Raw genomic sequence first — 18,788 nt, forward strand, 5'->3', positions numbered from 1 at the left:
GTTCGTTCCTCACTGTTCGTTGCCGGAGACGGCGGTGGTGGTCAGGCCGGAGGGCCTGCGAACGCGGGCGCTCCGGCCGGGACGGCTCACGTCGGGACGCCGGTCGCCCCCGCGGATCACGGGCGCGAGCCGGAGACGGCGGCTCACCAGGGGCGTGCCGCCGCTCAGCTTCGCCCGCAGCCGCGCGGGCGCCTCGGGGGCGCTGAGTTTCAGCGTCAACCGTGCCCCTCGGCGGGTCAGCCGCCGCCACAACGTGTGCCAGTCCACCATCGTTCCGGCCAGCGCGGCCATCGCCAGCATCGCGACCACCGCGATGACCAGGACGGCCAGGACGATGAGGACGAAGACGATCACCAGGGAGCCGATCGTACCGAGGACTGTCAACATTGGGCGAAAAGTGCCCGCTCACCAGCGAATTATGCCAATTTTTTGGGATATATCGGCCTTACTCGGCAATCCCCGTCGACTGGTCCAGCCGTCCGGGCAGCAGGTCGAGCCGGCGCAGTATCACGCCCTCGCGCAGCGCCCACGGGCACACCTCCAGCCGCTCCACCTCGAACAGGTCCATGGCCGCGTCGGCCACCAGCGCCCCGGCCGCCAGCTGCGCGGCCCGGCCCTCCGACACCCCGGACAGCTCGGCCCGCTCGGCGGAGCTCATGCCGGTCAGCCTGGCCGCCCAGGACGCCATGTCGGCGCGGGAGAGGGCGCGCGAGACGTACGGGCCCTCGCTGGAGGCCGCCGCGCCGGCGATCCTGGCGAGCTGCTTGAAGGTCTTGGAGGTGGCCACGGCGCGGTCGGGCTCGCCGTACCTGGCCACGTCGCCGACCGTGCGGGCGATCTCCGTACGGACGTGCTTGCGCAGCTTGCGCACCTCCTCGGCGGAGGGCGGGTCGCCGGTGAACCAGTCGCGCGTCAGCCGCCCGGCGCCGAGCGGCAGCGACACCGCGACGTCGGGCTCCTCGTCCACCCCGGCGGCGATCTCCAGCGAGCCGCCGCCGATGTCGAAGGCCAGCAGCCGCCCGGACGACCACCCGAACCACCGGCGCACCGCGAGGAACGTCAGCCGGGCCTCGTCGCGCCCGGACAGCACCGCGATGTGCACGCCGCAGCGCTTGTCGATCTCGGCGAGCACCTGCTCGCCGTTGGCCGACTCGCGCACGGCGGAGGTGGCGAAGGCGAGCAGGTCCTCCACCCCCTTGTCCTCGGCCAGGCGCACCGCCTCCTCGACGAACGCGCCGAGCCGTTCGATGCCCTCGGGCGCGAGCCTGTTGTCCGCACCCAGGTACTGGGTCAGGCGCAGCTCTTCCTTGTGGGAGTAGGCGGGCATGGGCCGCGCGCCCCGGTGGGCGTCGACGACGAGTAAATGGACGGTGTTCGAGCCGATGTCCAGCACGCCTAGTCGCATGGGAAAACGCTACCGGTCTGCGGCTTTTCGGGCGAAGCCGGATCTGCCCCGGCCGGGCGGGGCAGATCCGGGCGGCCGTCACCGGGCCGCCGCGCGCCCGTCGAACACGCCCGGCGGCCGGACCGGGCACACGGGCTTCCGCCGCGCGGCCATAGTCTGATCGCATGTCACGAACCCTGCGACTGCTGATCACCGGCGGCGGCACCGGCGGTCACACCTATCCGGCCCTGACGACCCTGTCGGCCGTCCAGCGACGTCAGGTGCCGCACGACGTGCTGTGGGTGGGCACGGAGAACGGCCTGGAGGCCCGGATCACGGCCGAGCACGGCATCCCGTTCAAGGCGATCACCACGGGCAAGCTGCGCCGCCGTCCGAACCTCAAGGAGCTCGGCACCAACATCGCCGACGTGTTCCGCATCCCCGTCGGGGTGTTCCAGGCGGTGGGGCACGCCGCCCGCTACCTGCCCGACGTGGTGCTGTCCACCGGCGGGTACGTGGCGGTGCCGATCGGCGTGGCGGCCAAGCTGATCCGCCGCCCGCTGGTCATGCACGAGCAGACGACCGTGGTGGGCCTGGCCAACCGCATCCTGGCCCGGCTGGCGACCCGGATCGCGCTGTCGCACGAGTCGTCGCTGGAGTACCTGCCGCCGTCGGCACGGGCGAAGGCCGTGGTGACCGGCAACCCGGTGCGGCCGGAGCTGCTGCAGGGCAACCGGGCGGCGGCCTACGACCTGTTCGGGCTGACGTTCGAGGTGCCGCTGATCTACGTGACCGGCGGGGCGCAGGGCAGCAAGCAGATCAACACGCTGATCGCCGAGATCCTGCCGCGGTTGCTGCCGCACGCGCAGGTCGTCCACCAGTGCGGGCCGGCCTGGATCGACCAGATGCGGGCGGTCGAGGTGCCGCCCGGCCTGGCCGACCGTTACCACCCGGTGCCGTACGTGGGGGCCGAGCTGCCCGACCTGTTCGCCGCGGCCGACGTGGTGATCTCGCGCAGCGGCGCGGGCACGGTGTCGGAGCTGACCGCGATCGGCAAGCCGTCGCTGCTGATCCCGCTGATCCCGACCGGCGGCGACGAGCAGCGCAAGAACGCCGGCTACCTGGTCTCGGCGGGGGCCGCGCGGGCGTTGCTGGAGCCGCGGCCGACGGCCGAGCAGCTGCTGGCCGAGCTGATGCCGATGCTGGCCGATCCGGGGCTGCGCGCGGCGATGGGGCAGGCGGCGGCCAAGCTGGGCCGCCTCGACGCCGCCGACGCCCTGTGCGACCTGCTCCTGGAGGCCGCCCACGGCGGAACCCGCCCACCGCACGCCGCCGGCTCCCCCGCGCCGCACGGCCAGGGCGGTCAGGCCGGTCAGGCCGGTCAGGGCTTCGGAGTCCAGGGCGGTCAGGGTTCGGGAGGGCCCGGCTCCAGGTAGCGGAAGGCCTCGTGGGCGGAGCTGACGCTCCGCCTCAGCGCCTGGTCCAGGCGGTCGGCGTCCTCGGTCAGGCGGGTCAGCTCGTCCATCGCGGCCTCGCCCGCGCCGGTCTCGGCGACGAGCTCCTCGTACTCGTGCAGCCGGGCGCGCAGCTCGGCGATCTGCTGGCGGGCCCGGTAGGCGCGTTCGGCCTCGGCCACGTTGGCGGCGTACCGCTCCAGGGCCTCCACCCGGGCCACGACGGCCTGCTCGCTGCTGTCCAGCGCCCTGGTGAGGGGTTCGGCCACGGCCGCCACCTCGGGCGCGCTCTCCCCCGACAGCGTCTGCCGGTGCCGGGCGCGCAGGCCGGACAGCTTGGCCAGCAGGCGGGCGATCTCCCACTCCTGGGCGGGCAGCATCACCGCGTTGCGCACGTCGTCCAGCAGCCCTTCGAGGTTGACCCGCGACTGCGACACCGTGGCGACCGCCCGCTGGGCCCGGCGCAGCAGCCTGCGCGAGGACTCGTCGAGGTCGTCGAGGAGCACGTACCGGCCCTCGTGCCGGACGGCTTGGGCGTGCACCCGCCGCTCGTGCTCGGCCTCCTCCCCCTCCGGCGTCTCGGTGCGGACGAACGTCACGATCATCAGCGGGATGGCGAGCAGCACGAGCAACAGCGGCCCCAGCGAGCGGCCGAGCCCTCCGGCGCCCAGCAGCAGGCCGAGGCAGACGGTCGCCCCGCAGACCGCGCCGAGCCGCCAGTACGGCGCGGCGGGCAGGCCCGGAGCGTCCGGGACCCAGCCCCTGCGCGTCCTGAGCAGCAGCCGCCGGTTGTCCCTGAGCAGCCGCGCGTCGGCCGGCGGCACGCCGGGATCGACGATCACGTCGGCCATGATGTCGGATCGGATGGGGATTCACCTCCTGCGAGGGCGGTTCCGCCCGGCCACCGGCATGTCAGCTCTCCAGGTACCGGAACGCCTCGTGCGCCGACCGCACGCTGCGCCGCAACACCTGCTCCAGGTGGTCGGCGTCCTCGGCGAGCCGGTCGATCTCCGGGACGGCCAGCGCGTCGGCGCCGGTCTCGGCCAGCAGCTCCTCGTAGCGCGGCAGGCGGGCGCGCAGCTCCTCGATCTGGCCGCGGGCGTGGAAGGCGCGTTCGGCCTCGGCGACGTGCCCGGCGTAACGTTCCAGGGCCTCGACACGGGCGATCATGGCGGCCTCGCTGGTGGCCAGGGCCCTGTCCAGCGGCTCGATCACGGCGGCCACCTCGGGGGCGACGCCCCTGGACACCAGCGCGGCGTGCTCGGCGCGTAAGGCCGACAGCTTGGCCAGCAGGCGGGCGATCTCCCACTCCTGGGCGGGCAGCATCACCGCGTTGCGGGCGTCGTCGAGCAGCCCCTCGGCGTTGACGTGCGAGCGCAGCACCGAACCGATGGCCCGCTGCGCCCTGGTCAGCACGTCCGCGGCGGCCTGGTCGAAGTCCTCGGGCAGCAGGTAGCGGTCCCGGTACGGGCGGGCCCGCTCGTACACCGCGCGGTCGCGTGACACGTCGTGCTCGGGCAGCTCGCTGATCGACGCGATCTTGACCAGGACGATGAAGACGAACGTGCCCAGCAACGTGAACCCGGCGGCCGGGTGGGACAGGGCCAGCAGCACGGCCATGAGCGCGACCACCCCGGGCGTGGCGGCCAGCAGGGCGAGGCTGGAGACGTTCCGGCACCGGCCCGGGCGCGCGTCGGCCGGCGGCACCCAGCCCGACCGGATCCTGGACAGCAGCCGAGTGTTGGCCCGCAGCATCCCCGCGACCTCCGGAGGAACCTCCGGATCGACGACCACACCCACGCTCTGTCCCGGCACCTTGGCGCCCCCAACGCTCGTGATGCAGTGGATATTACGTATTTTTTCGCAAGGATGTCAGCCTCTGAAAGGTCAGGCCCGGAAACCCCCAGGTCCGCGGTCCCGCCCCCGCGACGGCCAGAGCGGCGGACACGCAGGCGAAGGGGATGGCGGGCAGGACGTACCGGTGGTCGAAGTCGAGGGCGGCCACCGGGGCCACCAGCAGGAACGCCGCCATGGCCCACGGCAGCAGGGCGGCGCGGCGGCGTCCGGCCGAGCCGAGGCCGCCGGCCAGGAGCAGCACGCCGAAGACCGTGCCGTGCAGGAACCAGGGGTAGGGGTAGGCGGCCAGGATCGAGGCGTACGGCTCGACGGAGCTCATGCCGCGGATGCCGGGGTCGTACTCCGAGCGCACCTTCGCGACGAGGGGCTGCTGCTCGGGCAGCGGCCAGGAGCCGCGGGGGAAGGTGGTGGAGGGGTTCATCCGCCGGGGGTGGGGCACCGGCGACCAGGTGAAGGCGAGTGAGGTGTCGCGGGCCACCTCGCGCAGGTAGTCCAGCGGCTGGGCGGCGATGGCGCGCAGCGCGAAGGACCTGGCCAGGTCGTTGTGGGCGAACCGGTCGCCCGGCAGCCGGTTGAGCGAGGCGCCGGGGGCCCAGACGTACTCCGAGGCGGCGTCGGCGACGGTGCCGTTCGGGCAGAGCGGGGCCTCGGCGGGCGGCGGCTGGATGATCGAGCAGTCGGCGAAGGTCATGGTCCTGGCCCACAGGGCGACGCCGTCGGAGCCGCTGAGGGCGAACCGGCCGTGGTGCTGGGCGTACCAGCCGGCGTAGGCCGCCAGTGGCAGCGCGCCGGCCAGCACCAGCGCGGCCACCCGCCGCCAGGGTGCGCGGCGCAGCACCAGCCAGCCGGCCGCCAGGGCGAGCAGCGGCACGGCGGCGGTCCTGGTCAGCCCGGCCAGGGCGAGCAGCAGCCCGGCCACCGCCGCGGCCCGCGCCGACGGCACCGCGGGCAGGCCGCGCGGCGCGTCCGAGGGGGCCCGGCGCCACATCAGCACCACCAGCGCGGCGGTGATCAGGAAGATGACCTGGAGGTCCGACAGCACGGCGTGCTCCAGCCGGACGAAGGACGGGTCGAACAGCACCGGCACGGTCGCCAGGGCGGCCCCCCAGCCGGGCAGCGAACGGCGGCGCAGCAACGCGTAGATCATCACGCCGACCCCGAGCCCCATGGCGTGCTGCACCCCGGCGACCAGCTCCACGCTGTGGAAGGGCCGCAGGGCCCACAGGAACCAGGAGTACCCGGCTGGGTGGAAGGCCGCCTGCGGCCGCAGGTGCACGGCGGTGTCCAGGTACGTGAAGGAGTCGTACCAGTACAGCTGCGCCGTGTCGTACCCGAGCATGACCAGCACGCGCAGTGCGGCGGCCAGCGCCAGCACGCAGGCGAACAGCCCGTGGCCGCGCGGGCGGCGCGCGGCGGGCGCGAGCGGACGCGTTCCGGCCAGGGTGGCTGCCATGACCTTCTCCCCCGTGGCCGACCGGGCCGGTCCCGGTCGTCAGGGAGGCAGTCCAGCGGGACGCCGATAACCTGAGCGTCACCGGAACTGGTTACGCCCGCGTTATGCGGTCTGATCCAGACTTGCGGCATTTAAGATCTTTTTGGGGGCTACAGGTGCGGGTTCTGATCGCCGAGGACGAGCGCATGCTCGCCGACTCGATCGCCGAGGGGTTACGGGGCGAGGCGCTCGCCGTCGACGTCGCCTATGACGGGGAGGCGGCGCTGGAACGGCTCGGCGTGCACGACTACGACGTGCTGATCCTCGACAGGGACCTGCCGGGGGTGCACGGCGACGAGGTGTGCCGGACGGTGGTGGAGCAGGATCGGCTGGTCAGGGTGCTCATGCTGACCGCCTCCGGCGACGTGCGCTCGCGGGTGTCGGGGTTGTCGCTGGGGGCCGACGACTACCTGCCCAAGCCGTTCGCGTTCGAGGAGCTGGTGGCGCGGGTGCACGCGCTCGGGCGGCGCGCCCGCCGGGCCGACCCGCCGATGCTGGAGCGGGCGGGCGTGCGGCTGGACTGGGCGCACCGGCAGGTGTTCCGCGACGGCGTGTACGTGCCGCTGGCCCGCAAGGAGTTCGGCGTGCTGGCCGAGCTGCTGCGCGCCCAGGGCGCGGTGGTCTCGGCCGAGGACCTGCTGGAGAAGGTCTGGGACGAGCACATCGACCCGTTCACCAACACCGTGCGGACCACGATGATGAAGCTGCGCAAGAAGCTCGGCGAACCGCAGGTGATCGAGACCGTCCCCGGATCGGGGTACCGCATCCCATGACCGTGCGCATGCGTTTCGCCCTGGCCTGCGCCGGGGTGTTCCTCTTCCTCGGCGCCCTGACGGTGACCGGGGTGTACTTCGTCGTCCGGTCGCAGCTGGAGTACCGGGCGGACCTGATCAGGCCCGACTTCCCCCGGGAGTACTCCTACGGCGACTCCTACGAGGCCGCCTACCGCAACGCGATGCGGGTGCGCGCGGCCTACCAGCGCGAGACGCTGAGCTGCGTGCGCACGGTGGGCGGGATCGTCGTGCTGGCCGCCACGGCCGGCGCGTTCGGGGTCGGCTGGCGGGCGGCGGGCTGGGTGCTGCGCCCGGTCAAGACGGTGACCGAGACCGCCCGCCGGGTCGCCCAGAGCCACGACCTGACCGAGCGCATCGCCTACGAGGGCCCGCGCGACGAGGTCAAGGAGCTCACCGAGATCTACGACACCATGCTCGACCGGCTGGCCCGCTCCTTCGACGGGCAGCGCCGGTTCGTCGCCAACGCCTCGCACGAGCTGCGCACCCCGCTGACGATCAACCGCACCCTGGTGGACGTCGCGGTGCGCCGCCCCGACGCCACCGACGACGTCAAGCGGCTCGGCGAGTCGCTGCTGCTGGTCAACGCCCGGCACGAACGCCTCATCGACGGCCTGCTGGCGCTGGCCGAGGGCGAGCAGGCGGTGCTGGACCGGCGGCCCTTCGACCTGACCGACGTCGCCGAGCACGTGCTCGACCAGGCCGGCGAGGAGGCGGCCGAGCGGGACGTGACGATCCACCGGCTGCTGGACTCGGCGCCAACGACGGGCGAGGCGGTGCTGGTCGAGCGGCTGGTGCAGAACCTGGTGGAGAACGCGATCCGGCACAACCAGCCCAAGGGCGAGGTGTGGGTGACGACGCGGCGGCGGGCCGAGCAGGTCGAGCTGGTGGTGGCCAACACCGGGCTGCACGTGCCGCCGTACGAGATCGAGACGATCTTCCAGCCGTTCCGGCGGCTGCACGGCGACCGGCTGCGCTCGGAGCGGGGCAGCGGGCTCGGCCTGTCGATCGTGCGGGTCATCGCCGAGGCCCACGAGGGCACGGTCACCGCCAGGCCGCGCGACGAGGGCGGCCTGACGATCACCGTGGAGCTGCCGGTGGACCCGTCCGCGCCCTGACATCCGGCGCGCCGCCGTCGATGAAGCCGCTTCGATGGATCAGTCGCCGCCCTGGCGGATCTGCCAGAGTTCCTCCTCCGGCACGCCCGCCTTGACCAGTTGCTCCCAGGTCGCCACGCGTTCGGTCGGGTCGGCCAGCACCAGGCCGAGCAGCGGGCGCAGCTCGGCGTGGTCGGCGCCGTCCTCGCGCCACAACGCGCCCAGCGCCCGGTGCACCGCCGGGGACCGCACGGCCGCCGTCTCCACCAGCTCCCGCAGGACGGCCACCCGGTCGTGGAAGCGCAGCGCGCGCCCCTCCCCCACGGCCAGCATCAGCAGGTCGAGCAGCCTGCGGTGGCGGGGCGCGTGACCGGTGGCGGCGGCGGCGATCGCGTCGCCCATCGCCGTGCCCTCGCCGCCGCCGAGGATCACCTCCTCCTGGCCCCGCCCGGCGGCGCGATGCGCCGACAGGGCGTTGACCAGGCCCGTCCAGCCCTCGTGCCCGAGCTGGCCCTTCCACAGGTGGCTGAAGGACGCCCAGCGGCCCAGCGGGTCGGGGCCGCCCAGGATGTGCGAGACGGCCACCGGCTCCGGCGAGGCGGCCACGATGAGCAGCGCCAGGTTGGCCGAGTAGGCGGCCAGGCGGCGGGTGACGGGATGGCGTACCGGCTCGAAGCCGGTGAAGCAGCGGCGGCGGCGCTCGTACAGGGACCGGCGCAGCAGCCCGGCCAGGTGGGTCACGCACCGGGCGCGGACGGCCGCCGGCACCTCGTCCAGCAGCTCCAGGATGAACCCGACCGTCGGGCCGCGCTCGGCCAGGCAGGAGAACGACGTGACCGCGTAGAGCAGGTCGTCGTCCACGCTCTGGGCCAGGGCCAGCGGCTCGTCCCCGGCCAGGCGGCGGCGCCGGTCGAGGTCGCGCAGCGCGTACACGGTCAGCCAGGCCGTCAGGAACTCGCCGAAGGTGGAGTGGAGGAAGGAGTGGCCGTCCCGGCGGATGAAGAAGAAGCGCTCGGTGGCCCGGCGGGCCCAGTCGACGGGCGGCCGCGGCTCGCCGGGCTCGTAGGGCTCGTCCTGGCCGCCTTCGCACAGGGCGGGCAGGTCGCGGGCGAGGTCCTCCTCGGTGATGACCTGCCGGCCGCGGGCGAGCATGGACAGGGCGACCGTGCCGAGCAGGACGAGCTCGCTGTCGATCAGCACCCGCTGCGGGGTGGCGGTCTCGCGCTCGGTGAAGTCGCGCAGCAGCACCTCGTACAGGCGGGCGCGGCCGATCGGGCGGTGCTCGCGCTGCAGGGCGTTGCCGCCGGCGTCGTAGAGCGCGAGCAGCAGCAGGAGCAGCGGCTGCCGGGCCATCTCGCCCTGGGCCAGCGCGGTCGCCGCGGGCAGGGGCTTCAGGTCGCGCCGGGCCAGCAGGGCGCGGTTGGCCTGGTCCCAGATGTCGAGCCACTGGCGCACCTGGTCGTCCTCGAACGGCTGGAGCTGCAGCGCCAGCAGCCCGTCGGGGAACCTGATGCGGTCGGCCACCACGGTCCGGCTGGTCACGATCACCACGACGGGCCGCCCCAGCGCGGCCTCGCGGCGCTGGAACTCCTGGAGATGCCCGAGATAGTCGTAGCGGTTGACGCCGCCCTGCAGCAGCTCGTCGAAGCCGTCGAGCAGGATCACCGGCAGCGCGCCCTCGCCCGCGGCGACCAGGTCGGCGTAGGCGACCTCCTCCTCCAGCACGGCGGCGACGGCCTGCTCGATCTGCTCGGCGACCGGCGCGCGCGGCGAGACGCGCGGCAGCTCCACCCGGATCGGCAGGAACTCCGACCTGGCCAGCCGGGCGCCGAGCACCTCGGTCAGCTTGGACTTGCCCGAGCCGGGCTCGCCGAGCACCAGCAGCGGCGCCTGGGTGGCGCGCAGCGAGGTGAGGTGGCCGACGAGGAACGCCTCGGCGTCGGGCAGCAGGCGCTGGTCCCGCCACCAGCTGACGGAGGAGGGGTCGGACTCGCGGGTCAGCTCGGCGACCCGGCAGCGCGGACTGAGGTAGCCCTCGCCGAGCAGCGGGAGCGAGACGTCCTCGGGCAGCTTCCCGGCGGCCAGCAGGGGACGGTCGAGCGCGTTCGCGGCCATCCTGACCCGGTGGATCATGGGACGGTCGCCGACCCGCGGCGGGGCCAGCTCGGCCAGCAGCCAGGCCACCCGCGACAGGCCGGTGCCCGGCGTCTGGCGGTCGGCGACCAGGCTGCGCACGCCGAACTCGTGGCTGTCCAGGGACAACGAGCGGAAGTCCTCGTCGTAGATGCGCAGCGCGTGCGCGGGCGGGCCCTCGGCCAGCATGCGGGGTAACAGGAGCTGGTCGTCGACGGGCAGCTCGTCCCACACGCTGAGGCCGCCGACGAACCCGGCCATCGCCTCCGACATGCGCAGGTGGGCGCGTTCGACGGCCTGGCGGGTCTCGGCGAAGGGCACGTGCGGCTCGGGGGTGGGCAGGCGTTCCATGAGGAGACCGGCCACCAGGCGGGCGAAGCGCTCGGGGGTGGGCACGCCGTGGGAGATCTTGTCGGCCCGGTCGAGCTGCTCCAGGGTGAAGGGCAGCTTGGCCTCCCCGAGCGCCTCGAACCAGGCCGACACGACGATCACCGCGTGCGCGGCGGCCAGGCGCTGGGTGCGGGTGTAACGGTCCACGCCGCCCTTCAGCTCGGGCATCCTGCGGATGACCTCCTCGCCGTAGCGCACGACGTCGGAACGCAGGTCGGCCAGGCCCATGGTGAGCAGCCCGCCCCCGGCCAGCGCCCACCCCGTGCGGGCGGCGGCCGCGGCGAAGCCGACCACCTTGACGAGCCTGCCCTCCTTGCAGCCGAGCACCCTCAGGGCGTCGGCGTAACTCGGGGTCTCGATCATCAGCCTTCTCTCCGGGACCGGGAGGTCCCATCATGCGCCGGGAGGGGCCCCGGCGCTGCCCGGATGCCCGCTCCGCTATGGGCCTTTCACCGCGTCGGCGATCTCCGGCAGCACGCCGGGGTCCTCGATGGTGGACGGCGTGGCGTACGGCCGGCCGTCGGCGATGTCGCGCATCGTGGCGCGAAGGATCTTGCCCGAGCGCGTCTTGGGCAGCCGGGCGACCACCACGGCCCGGCGGAAGGCGGCGACCGGCCCGACGCGCTCGCGCACCAGGGCGGTCAGCTCGCGCTCGACGTCGGCCGGGTCGCGGCCGGAGCCGGACTTGAGCACCACGAACCCGACCGGGAGCTGGCCCTTCAGCGCGTCGGCCACCCCGATCACCGCGCACTCGGCGACGTCGGGATGGGCGGCGATCACCTCCTCCATCGCGCCCGTGGACAGGCGGTGGCCGGCCACGTTGATCACGTCGTCGATGCGGCCCATGACGTAGAGGTAGCCGTCGGCGTCGATGTGGCCGCCGTCGCCGGTCAGGTAGTGGCCGGGGTAGCGGGACAGGTAGGAGGCCTGGAAGCGCTCCTCGTCCCGGTAGAGGGTGGGCAGGCAGCCGGGCGGCAGCGGCAGCCGGACGGTGACCGCGCCCTCCACGCCGGGCGGGCACTCGCGGCCCTCGGCGTCGAGCACGCGCACGTCGTAGCCGGGGACGGGTTTCGTCGGCGAGCCCGGCTTGATCGGCAGGGTCTCGATGCCGACGCAGTTGGCCGCGACCGGCCAGCCGGTCTCGGTCTGCCACCAGTGGTCGATGACGGGGACGCCGAGCAGGTCGCTGGCCCAGTGGTAGGTGTCGGGGTCGAGGCGCTCACCGGCGAGGAAGAGGTGCCGCAACCCGGACAGGTCCCACTTCTTCGCGAAACTGCCGGTGGGATCTTCCTTCCTGATGGCCCTGATCGCGGTGGGCGCGGTGAACAGCGTGCGCACGTCGTGCTGGGCGGTCACCCGCCAGAACGCGCCGGGGTCGGGCGTGCCGACGGGCTTGCCCTCGTACAGCACGGTGGTGCAGCCGGTCAGCAGCGGCGCGTAGACGATGTAGGAGTGGCCGACGACCCAGCCGACGTCGGAGGCGGCCCAGAAGACCTCGCCGGGGGCAGCGCCGTAGACGTTGGTCATGCTCCAGCGCAGCGCGACCGCGTGGCCGCCGTTGTCACGCACCACGCCCTTGGGCAGGCCGGTGGTGCCGGAGGTGTAGAGCACGTAGAGCGGGTCGGTGGCGGCCACGCTGACGCACCCGGCGGGCTCGGCGGCGCGCACGGCCTCGTGCCAGTCGAGGTCGCGGCCGGGCGTGAGCTCGGCCGGGCCCTGCGGGCGCTGCAGGATCACGCAGTGGGCGGGCCGGTGGGCGGCCTGGTCGAGGGCGGCGTCGAGCAGCGGCTTGTAGGCCACGACCCGGGCCGGCTCGATGCCGCAGGAGGCCGAGAGCACGACCTTGGGCTCGGCGTGCTCGATGCGCAGGGCCAGTTCCCTGGCCGCGAAGCCGCCGAACACCACCGAGTGCACCGCGCCGAGCCGGGCGCAGGCCAGCATCGCGACGACCGCCTCGGGCACCATCGGCATGTAGATCACGACGGTGTCGCCGGCCGTCACGCCGAGCGCCTTCAGCATGCCCGCCGTCCGCGCCACCTCGTCGAGCAGCTCGCCGTAGGTGATCGTGCGGATGGCGCCGGTGACCGGGCTGTCGTGGATCAGCGCCGCCTGCTCGCCGCGGCCGGCCGCGACGTGCCGGTCGAGCGCGTTGTGGCAGGTGTTGAGCCGTCCGTCGGGGAACCACCGCTTCCCGTCGCTGACGACGGCGGGCGCGACGTCCCAGTCGATGTCGCGCGCCGCCTGCGCCCAGAACTCCTCCGGGCGCTGGATGCTCCGCCGGTAAGCCTCGTCATAGCCGCCCACTTTTCGATCAGACCAGCCGCCGGCCCCCGAACGCAAGCCCCGTGGGAGGGTGTCCGGATGAATGACGATCTCATCCTGTCCGTCGTGACGGGCTCACGGGCGTACGGGCTGGAGACCGCGGCGTCCGACACCGACCGGCGCGGCGTGTTCGTGGCCCCCACCGCGGACTTCTGGCGGCTGGCCAAGCCGCCCACGCACCGCGACGGGCCGTTGCCCGAGCAGTTCTCGTGGGAGGTGGAGCGCTTCTGCGTGCTGGCCCTGGAGGCCAACCCGACGGTGCTGGAGTGCCTGTGGTCGCCGATCGTGGAGGTGGCCACCCCGGCCGGGCGGCGGCTGCTGGAGCTGCGCGGGGCGTTCGTGTCGCGGCGGGCGCGGCAGACCTTCGCCGGGTACGCCGTCGACCAGTTCCGGCGTCTCGACCCGGCCGCGCCCAGGTGGAAGCAGGCCATGCACATGCTGCGGCTGCTGCTCAGCGGCCTGCACCTGATGCGGCACGGCGAGCCGCTGGTCGATGTCGGGGCGCACCGCGAACGGCTGCTGGCGGTCCGGCGCGGCGAGGTCCCGTGGGCGGAGGTGGACGCCTGGCGGGCCGGGCTGGCGGCGGAGCTGGCCGCCGCGCCCTGCGTCCTGCCGGAGCGTCCGGACCGTGAACGTGTGGAGGACTTCCTGGTGGGCGTGCGGAAGGAGCACCTGTGAACGCGCTGCCGTCCTGGTTACCGTCGTGGCTGCCGGAGATCCCCGGTGAGCAGCCGTACCCGGTGGCGTTCGCCACCGTGAGCGGCGCCCACCTGTACGGCTTCCCGTCCGTGGACTCCGACGTGGACCTGCGTGGCGTGCACGTGCTGCCGGTCGAGGAGGTGGCCGGGCTGCGCACCGGGCCGCAGACACTGGACCGGACGTGGACGCGCGAGGGCGTCGAGGTGGACCTGGTCACCCACGACCTGGTCAAGTTCTGCCGGCTGCTGCTCGGCCGCAACGGCTACGTGCTCGAACAGCTCCTGTCGCCGCTGGTGGTGGCCTCATCGCCGGTGCACGAGGAGCTGGTGGCGCTGGCGGCCGGGTGCGTGACGCGGCACCACGCCCACCACTACCTGGGGTTCGCGCGTACGCAGTGGCGGTTGTTCGGGCGTACGGGCGAGCTGAAGCCGCTGCTGTACACCTTCCGCGTGCTGGCGACGGGCACCCACCTCATGCGCACCGGGGAGCTGGAGGCCGACCTGACCCGGCTGCTGCCGTACGGGCCGCCGTACCTGCCGGAGCTGGTGGCGGCCAAGCGGGAGGCGGAGCACGGCGCGGCGCCGCAGGTGGCGGGCGTGGCCGACGACGTGGCGCGGATGACGGCCGCGCTGGAGGCGGCGCGCGAGGGCTCGGCGCTGCCCGAGCGGGCCACCGCGGGCGACGCCCTGCACGACCTGGCCGTGCGCGCGCGCCTGGCGTCCCGCCCCTGACGGGCGCGGCGGGTCAGGGACGGGACGGGTGGTCAGGCGGCGCCGGGGTCGGCCGACAAGACGAGCCGGACCGAGACGTTCTCGTACCCGGCGCGTTCGAACGCCCTCGCCATCGGGACGTTGCCCGCATCGGTGTCGGCCATGATCCCCGGCACGCCGCGTTCGGCGTGGAAGCGGGTGATCTCGCCGAGCAGCTCGTCGACGTAGCCGCGGCCCCGGTGCGCGGGCACCACGCCGAGGTAGCCGACCACGGGCCCGGCGTCGTTGGCCGAGGGCAGCGCGACGCCGACCAGGTCGCCGCTCTTGTCGTAGGCCAGCCGCCACCAGGACCGCTCGCCCCGCATCGAGCGGTTGTCGCGGACGTCCTCGCGGGCCTGCTCCACGGGGTCCATGGTCATCAGGGCCTGGCGGGTGTGGAAGTCGAGGGTGCCCTCGGCGACCTGGCGGAAGGCGTCCACGAAGACCTCGTCGTCGTCATCGCCGCGGAAGACCAGCCGGTCGGACGGCTCGGGCACGGGCGAGCCGGGCGTCCAGGCGTAGCGCAGGCGTTCCAGCTCCTCGGTCAGCCCGGCGCGGCCGGCGGCCTCCCAGCGCCAGGCGATGGCCGCCGACGCCTTCGGGTCCTCACGCCAGCCGTTGGAGACGAAGACGTGGTACTCCGGCGTGCGGCCGAACGCGGCGTGCGCGTGGCGCAGCAGCTCACCGGCCAGCCCCACCCGGTCCTCGACCGAGGGGTGGACGTAGACGCAGTCGAGGGCGAGCGGTCGCTCCTCGCCGGCGAAGCCCCACCAGACGGCGCGGGCCAGGATCTCGCCGTTCTCCTCGGCGAGCCAGATGCGGTCGTAGCGGTAGTTGCTGCTCTCCAGGAAGGAGAGCAGCCGGTCGGGATGGGCCCAGCTGATGGATTCGTCGACGACGCAGCCGAGCAGGCGGTCGAGGTCAGCCTCGGCCGCGGGACGGAAAAGCACAGTTCCTCCGAGAAATGAAAACCACACTTACACTGCCAAACATCTCAGTGCCTCCCTTCTCCCGACATTTCGCAGCACTTTAGTCCACCCCGCCGCCGCCCGCCCGCCGTTTTCCCGGACGTGATCTTCCCCTCGTGGCCGGAGGGCGACGTGAGTACGCTGGACCGCGTCCAGTTTCCGGCGTTTCGCGATCCGGCGGGACGATTCCGACCCGGCCGACGATGAGGACAGGATGGGCTCCGTGAGGTCCTACGACGACGACGCGCTGCCGCTGCAACCGCCGATCCGGCTGCCCGACGCCGCCACCCTGGCCTCCGCGGTCCGCGCCGCGCCGCTCGCCGGCGAGCTGAAGGCCCTGCTCGACCCGCCCGACGCCCCGCAGGCCGACCCCGACGCCCTGCAGGCCGGGCAAGGCGACGCCCCGCAGGCCGGGCAGGGCGACGAGCAGGGAGAGGAGCAGGGCGACGAGCGGGCCGGCGACGCGCGGGTGCTGGAGGCGTGGGCGCGGGTGTGCCGGGCGCGGCTGGCCGCCGACGAGCGGCTGCTGCTGGAGCTCATCCGCATGTTCCTGTCCAGGGAGCCGGTCGCCGGGCGGGTGCCTCAGGCGCTGACCGACCTGGGGCTGGTGCGGCAGGCGGAGCCGTACACGCTGAGCTGGCTCGGGCTGTGGGTGGCGCGGCTGATCATCGCCGAGACCGCCGGGCAGGAGATCCCCGTCATGGGGACGCTGGCCGGCGCCGACGCCGCCACGCTGCTGCACGGCCTGCGCTCCTACCCCGAGGCCGAGCGGAGCGAGGAGCTGACGGGCTGGCTGGCCGGCCGCGACCGCGAGCGGGCCGCCGCCGAGATCGCCGGGGCGCTGGCGGGGGTGAGCCCGCTGAGCCGGGCGGTCGGCGTCGAGCTGCTGGAGTCGAGCCTCGGCGAGGAGGGCCGCCGGGCGCTGCGCGGGCTGCTGGAGGAGCCCCGGCTGGGCGCGGTGGTCGCGGCCAGGACGGGCCGGGAGGACCGGCGGCCCACCCCCGACGAGATCGCCTGGGTGCTGGTGGACATGGCGGCGGCGCTGCTGGAGTTCGGCGGCGGCGAGGCGGGCGAGGTGATCGACTCGATCGCCATGGGGATGGACGCGGAGGAGCAGGCGGGCACGATCGCGATCCTCGCCTTCGGCGACCACCCGTGGACGGGACGGGTGCTGCGGGTCGTCATCGACCACCACCCGGACGAGCGAGTCACGGCCGCGGCCCGCAAGGCCCTGCGCCGCCTGCGCGGCCTCGCCGACATCCGCACCTGACGGGCCACGGCCGGGGGGACGCGGCTGCGAGGGGAACAGGGCTGGGGGACGCGGCTGGGGGACGCGGCTGGGGGACGCGGCCGGAGGGACAGGACTGCGGGGAGACGGCTGCGGGCCCGCGGGGGCGGCGGCCCGGGCCGGTAGAGTCGGCTTGATGACGAAGCATACGATCTCCCCGCAGAGCGGCATCCTGGGCGACGGCTTCGGCTGCGACTGCGGCGCGGTGCTGGCCGGGCGGATGGCGGCCGAGCTGCACGCCGCCGAGAACGGCCGGTGCTCGGCCTGTCTCGGCTCGGCGGTGGAGCAGCTGGCCCCCGACCTGACGCGCGGGTGCACGGTCTGCGCGGCGACCGGGGGCCGCAAGGAGCAGCTCACCTGGCAGCTCGCCCACACCGAGGCCGAGGAGCTGATCACGATGACCGTGGTGCGCGGCATCGTGGCGGGGCTCGACGGGCCGTTCCGCCTGTCGGAGATCGCCGACACGGTGCGGGCCGGGTTCGGGCTGCCGGCCGGGCGGCTGCCGGTGGGGCCTCGGGTGCGCGACCTGCTGCTCCAGCTCCAGGCGGCGGGCGAGATCGCCATGTTGTCGGCCCCCGACGAGCTGCTGGGCACCGACCAGGTGCTCTACCGCGACCCCCAGTGGCAGCGCACCCGCACCCTCGGCCTCTGAACCACGCCACACGCTCGGCGGGTCAGGGGCGGCAGAGGATCTCGCCGTGCAGGACCGAGAGCCAGGCGTCGTCGTCGGCGGCCCATTCCAGCCAGCCTTCGGCCATGCGCTCCAGGTCGGACCCGGTGGCCGCGCCCGTGGCGAGCGCCTGCTCGGCCAGGGCCGACCGCCGGACGCGGTCGGCCCACATGCCGCCCCACCACGCGCGGTCGTCGGGGGTGGCGAAGCACCAGGTGGAGGAGGTGGCGGTGATCTCCTGGAAGCCGGCGGCGCGGGCCCAGGACAGCAGGCGCCGCCCGGCGTCCGGCTCGCCGCCGTTCGCGCGGGCGAGGCGCTGGTAGAGGGCCATCCAGTCGTCCAGCGCGGGCAGGCGCGGGTACCAGGCGAAGGCCGAGTAGTCGCTGTCCCTGGCCGCGACGTACCCGCCGGGCTTGGTCACCCGGCGCATCTCGCGCAGCGCCCGCACCGGGTCTCCCACGTGCTGGAGCACCTGGTGGGCGTGGACCAGGCAGAAGGTGTCGTCGGGGAAGTCGAGGGCGTGCGCGTCGGCGACGGCGAAGTCCACGTTGCCCAGCCCGCGCGCGCCGATCTCGGCCCTGGCCAGCGCCAGGGCGTCCTCGGTGACCTCCGACGCCGTCACGTGGGCCACCAGTGCGGCCAGGTCCGCGGTGATCGTGCCGGGCCCGCTGCCCACGTCGAGGACCTTCATCGCGGGCTGGAGGTGCGGCAGCAGGTACGCGGCCGAGTTCTCCGCGGTGCGCCACCGGTGCGAGCGCAGGACGGACTCGTGGTGCCCGTGGGTGTAGACGGCGTCCATCGAAAGACTCCTTCACGACGATGTGTGCTCCGACCCTAGCGCGAGTCTCATCTATCGAGAGAAAGTGTCTTTCTATCTGAGACGGCATCGCGCGTCCGGCGTCGCTCATAGACTGGTCGCGGCAATGTCCCGGCAAAAGGAAGGCGTGGTCGTGGGAGAGGTCCGGCCGATCGTGCACGTGGGCGATCCGGTGCTGCACAATCCGTGCGAGCCGGTCACCCGGTTCGACGGCGAGCTGGCGGCGCTGGTCGACGACATGTTCGCGAGCATGTACGCGGCCGAGGGCGTGGGCCTGGCCGCCAACCAGATCGGCGTGCCGCTGCGCGTGTTCGTCTACGACTGCCCCGACGCCGAGGGGGTCGGCCACAAGGGCGTCGTGGTCAACCCGTCCCTGGAGCTGCCCGGCCTCGGCGAGCGCCGCCTCGATCCCGACGACGAGGGCTGTCTGTCGGTCCCCGGCCAGTTCGCCCCGCTCCCCCGGCCCGACCACGCCACCGTCCACGGCTTCGACGCCGAGGGGCGGCCGGTCACCGTCGAGGGCACCGGCCTGCTGGCCCGCTGCCTCCAGCACGAGACCGACCATCTCGACGGCTACCTGTACATCGACCGCCTGCCGGCCAAACGCCGCAAGCAGGTGCTGGCAGCCTACGAGCAGACCAAGGCCGCTAAAGAGGACGTTTCTCCGCTATAGTGGA

The 18,788-nt window shown here is 73.8% G+C and carries 17 protein-coding genes; 8 read left to right on the forward strand and 9 right to left on the reverse strand.

Annotated elements, in window-relative coordinates:
• Window positions 1–9 precede the first annotated feature (9 nt).
• Both AB0J76_RS23415 and AB0J76_RS23420 read right to left on the reverse strand, forming a co-directional pair.
• The gene (locus AB0J76_RS23415) at window positions 10–387 is read right to left on the reverse strand and encodes a hypothetical protein (protein WP_352331442.1); all 378 of its coding nucleotides are present in this window, start codon (window positions 385–387) and stop codon (window positions 10–12) included.
• Between the two features lie 58 nt (window positions 388–445).
• Window positions 446–1,405: a Ppx/GppA phosphatase family protein gene (locus tag AB0J76_RS23420; protein ID WP_352331440.1), complete on the reverse strand. Its 960-nt coding sequence runs from the start codon at window positions 1,403–1,405 to the stop codon at window positions 446–448.
• 164 nt (window positions 1,406–1,569) lie between these two features.
• Between AB0J76_RS23420 and AB0J76_RS23425 the strand changes: the two genes are divergently transcribed.
• The gene (locus AB0J76_RS23425) at window positions 1,570–2,820 is read left to right on the forward strand and encodes a UDP-N-acetylglucosamine--N-acetylmuramyl-(pentapeptide) pyrophosphoryl-undecaprenol N-acetylglucosamine transferase (RefSeq protein ID WP_352325246.1); all 1,251 of its coding nucleotides are present in this window, start codon (window positions 1,570–1,572) and stop codon (window positions 2,818–2,820) included.
• Here the strand turns inward: AB0J76_RS23425 and AB0J76_RS23430 are convergent.
• The 3 genes from AB0J76_RS23430 to AB0J76_RS23440 form a co-directional block, all read right to left on the reverse strand.
• Window positions 2,790–3,689 (reverse strand): hypothetical protein, encoded by a 900-nt coding sequence (locus AB0J76_RS23430; RefSeq protein WP_352325245.1) that lies wholly within the window; start codon window positions 3,687–3,689, stop codon window positions 2,790–2,792. The two genes, AB0J76_RS23425 and AB0J76_RS23430, sit on opposite strands and share 31 nt — an antisense overlap.
• Before the next feature lie 61 nt (window positions 3,690–3,750).
• Entirely contained in the window at window positions 3,751–4,638 is an 888-nt protein-coding gene (locus tag AB0J76_RS23435) for a hypothetical protein (RefSeq protein WP_352325244.1), read from the reverse strand.
• Window positions 4,639–4,687: 49 nt separating this feature from the next.
• On the reverse strand, window positions 4,688–6,148 hold the full coding sequence (locus AB0J76_RS23440; RefSeq protein ID WP_352325243.1) for a hypothetical protein: 1,461 nt from the start codon (window positions 6,146–6,148) through the stop codon (window positions 4,688–4,690).
• A 155-nt stretch (window positions 6,149–6,303) separates the two neighbouring features.
• Between AB0J76_RS23440 and AB0J76_RS23445 the strand changes: the two genes are divergently transcribed.
• Complete coding sequence (locus AB0J76_RS23445) at window positions 6,304–6,960, forward strand: response regulator transcription factor (RefSeq protein WP_352325242.1); 657 nt, start codon at window positions 6,304–6,306, stop codon at window positions 6,958–6,960.
• The gene (locus AB0J76_RS23450) at window positions 6,957–8,096 is read left to right on the forward strand and encodes a HAMP domain-containing sensor histidine kinase (protein WP_352325241.1); all 1,140 of its coding nucleotides are present in this window, start codon (window positions 6,957–6,959) and stop codon (window positions 8,094–8,096) included. The genes AB0J76_RS23445 and AB0J76_RS23450 overlap by 4 nt, the downstream gene beginning before the upstream one ends.
• A 39-nt stretch (window positions 8,097–8,135) precedes the next feature.
• On the opposite strand, the gene AB0J76_RS23455 is transcribed toward AB0J76_RS23450, so the two are convergent.
• The gene (locus AB0J76_RS23455) at window positions 8,136–10,961 is read right to left on the reverse strand and encodes a hypothetical protein (RefSeq protein WP_352325240.1); all 2,826 of its coding nucleotides are present in this window, start codon (window positions 10,959–10,961) and stop codon (window positions 8,136–8,138) included.
• Between the two features lie 75 nt (window positions 10,962–11,036).
• Window positions 11,037–12,902, reverse strand: a complete 1,866-nt coding sequence (locus tag AB0J76_RS23460; protein WP_352325239.1) for a propionyl-CoA synthetase — start codon at window positions 12,900–12,902, stop codon at window positions 11,037–11,039.
• Window positions 12,903–12,959: 57 nt separating this feature from the next.
• On the opposite strand from AB0J76_RS23460, the gene AB0J76_RS23465 reads away from it, so the two are divergent.
• The gene (locus tag AB0J76_RS23465) at window positions 12,960–13,598 is read left to right on the forward strand and encodes a nucleotidyltransferase domain-containing protein (protein ID WP_352325238.1); all 639 of its coding nucleotides are present in this window, start codon (window positions 12,960–12,962) and stop codon (window positions 13,596–13,598) included.
• Window positions 13,595–14,350, forward strand: coding sequence for a nucleotidyltransferase domain-containing protein (locus tag AB0J76_RS23470; RefSeq protein ID WP_352325237.1), 756 nt, complete (start codon window positions 13,595–13,597; stop codon window positions 14,348–14,350). Before AB0J76_RS23465 ends, AB0J76_RS23470 begins: the two co-directional genes overlap by 4 nt.
• Window positions 14,351–14,382: 32 nt before the next feature.
• Here the strand turns inward: AB0J76_RS23470 and AB0J76_RS23475 are convergent, their stop codons facing one another.
• The gene (locus AB0J76_RS23475; protein WP_352325235.1) at window positions 14,383–15,318 is read right to left on the reverse strand and encodes a GNAT family N-acetyltransferase; all 936 of its coding nucleotides are present in this window, start codon (window positions 15,316–15,318) and stop codon (window positions 14,383–14,385) included.
• Window positions 15,319–15,559: 241 nt separating this feature from the next.
• Between AB0J76_RS23475 and AB0J76_RS23480 the strand changes: the two genes are divergently transcribed.
• Together AB0J76_RS23480 and AB0J76_RS23485 are read left to right on the forward strand one after the other, a co-directional pair.
• A complete protein-coding gene (locus tag AB0J76_RS23480) occupies window positions 15,560–16,606 on the forward strand; it encodes a hypothetical protein (RefSeq protein ID WP_352325234.1) in 1,047 nt (348 codons plus the stop codon).
• A 154-nt stretch (window positions 16,607–16,760) separates the two neighbouring features.
• The gene (locus AB0J76_RS23485; RefSeq protein WP_352325233.1) at window positions 16,761–17,276 is read left to right on the forward strand and encodes a hypothetical protein; all 516 of its coding nucleotides are present in this window, start codon (window positions 16,761–16,763) and stop codon (window positions 17,274–17,276) included.
• 22 nt (window positions 17,277–17,298) lie between these two features.
• Here the strand turns inward: AB0J76_RS23485 and AB0J76_RS23490 are convergent, their stop codons facing one another.
• The gene (locus tag AB0J76_RS23490; RefSeq protein ID WP_352325232.1) at window positions 17,299–18,093 is read right to left on the reverse strand and encodes a methyltransferase domain-containing protein; all 795 of its coding nucleotides are present in this window, start codon (window positions 18,091–18,093) and stop codon (window positions 17,299–17,301) included.
• Between the two features lie 124 nt (window positions 18,094–18,217).
• Between AB0J76_RS23490 and def the strand changes: the two genes are divergently transcribed.
• Window positions 18,218–18,784, forward strand: a complete 567-nt coding sequence (gene def, locus AB0J76_RS23495) for a peptide deformylase (RefSeq protein ID WP_352325231.1) — start codon at window positions 18,218–18,220, stop codon at window positions 18,782–18,784.
• The last annotated feature ends 4 nt before the right edge of the window (window positions 18,785–18,788 follow it).

Source organism: Nonomuraea sp. NPDC049624, assembly GCF_040675255.1.
In the GTDB taxonomy this organism is placed as follows: Bacteria; Actinomycetota; Actinomycetes; order Streptosporangiales; family Streptosporangiaceae; genus Nonomuraea.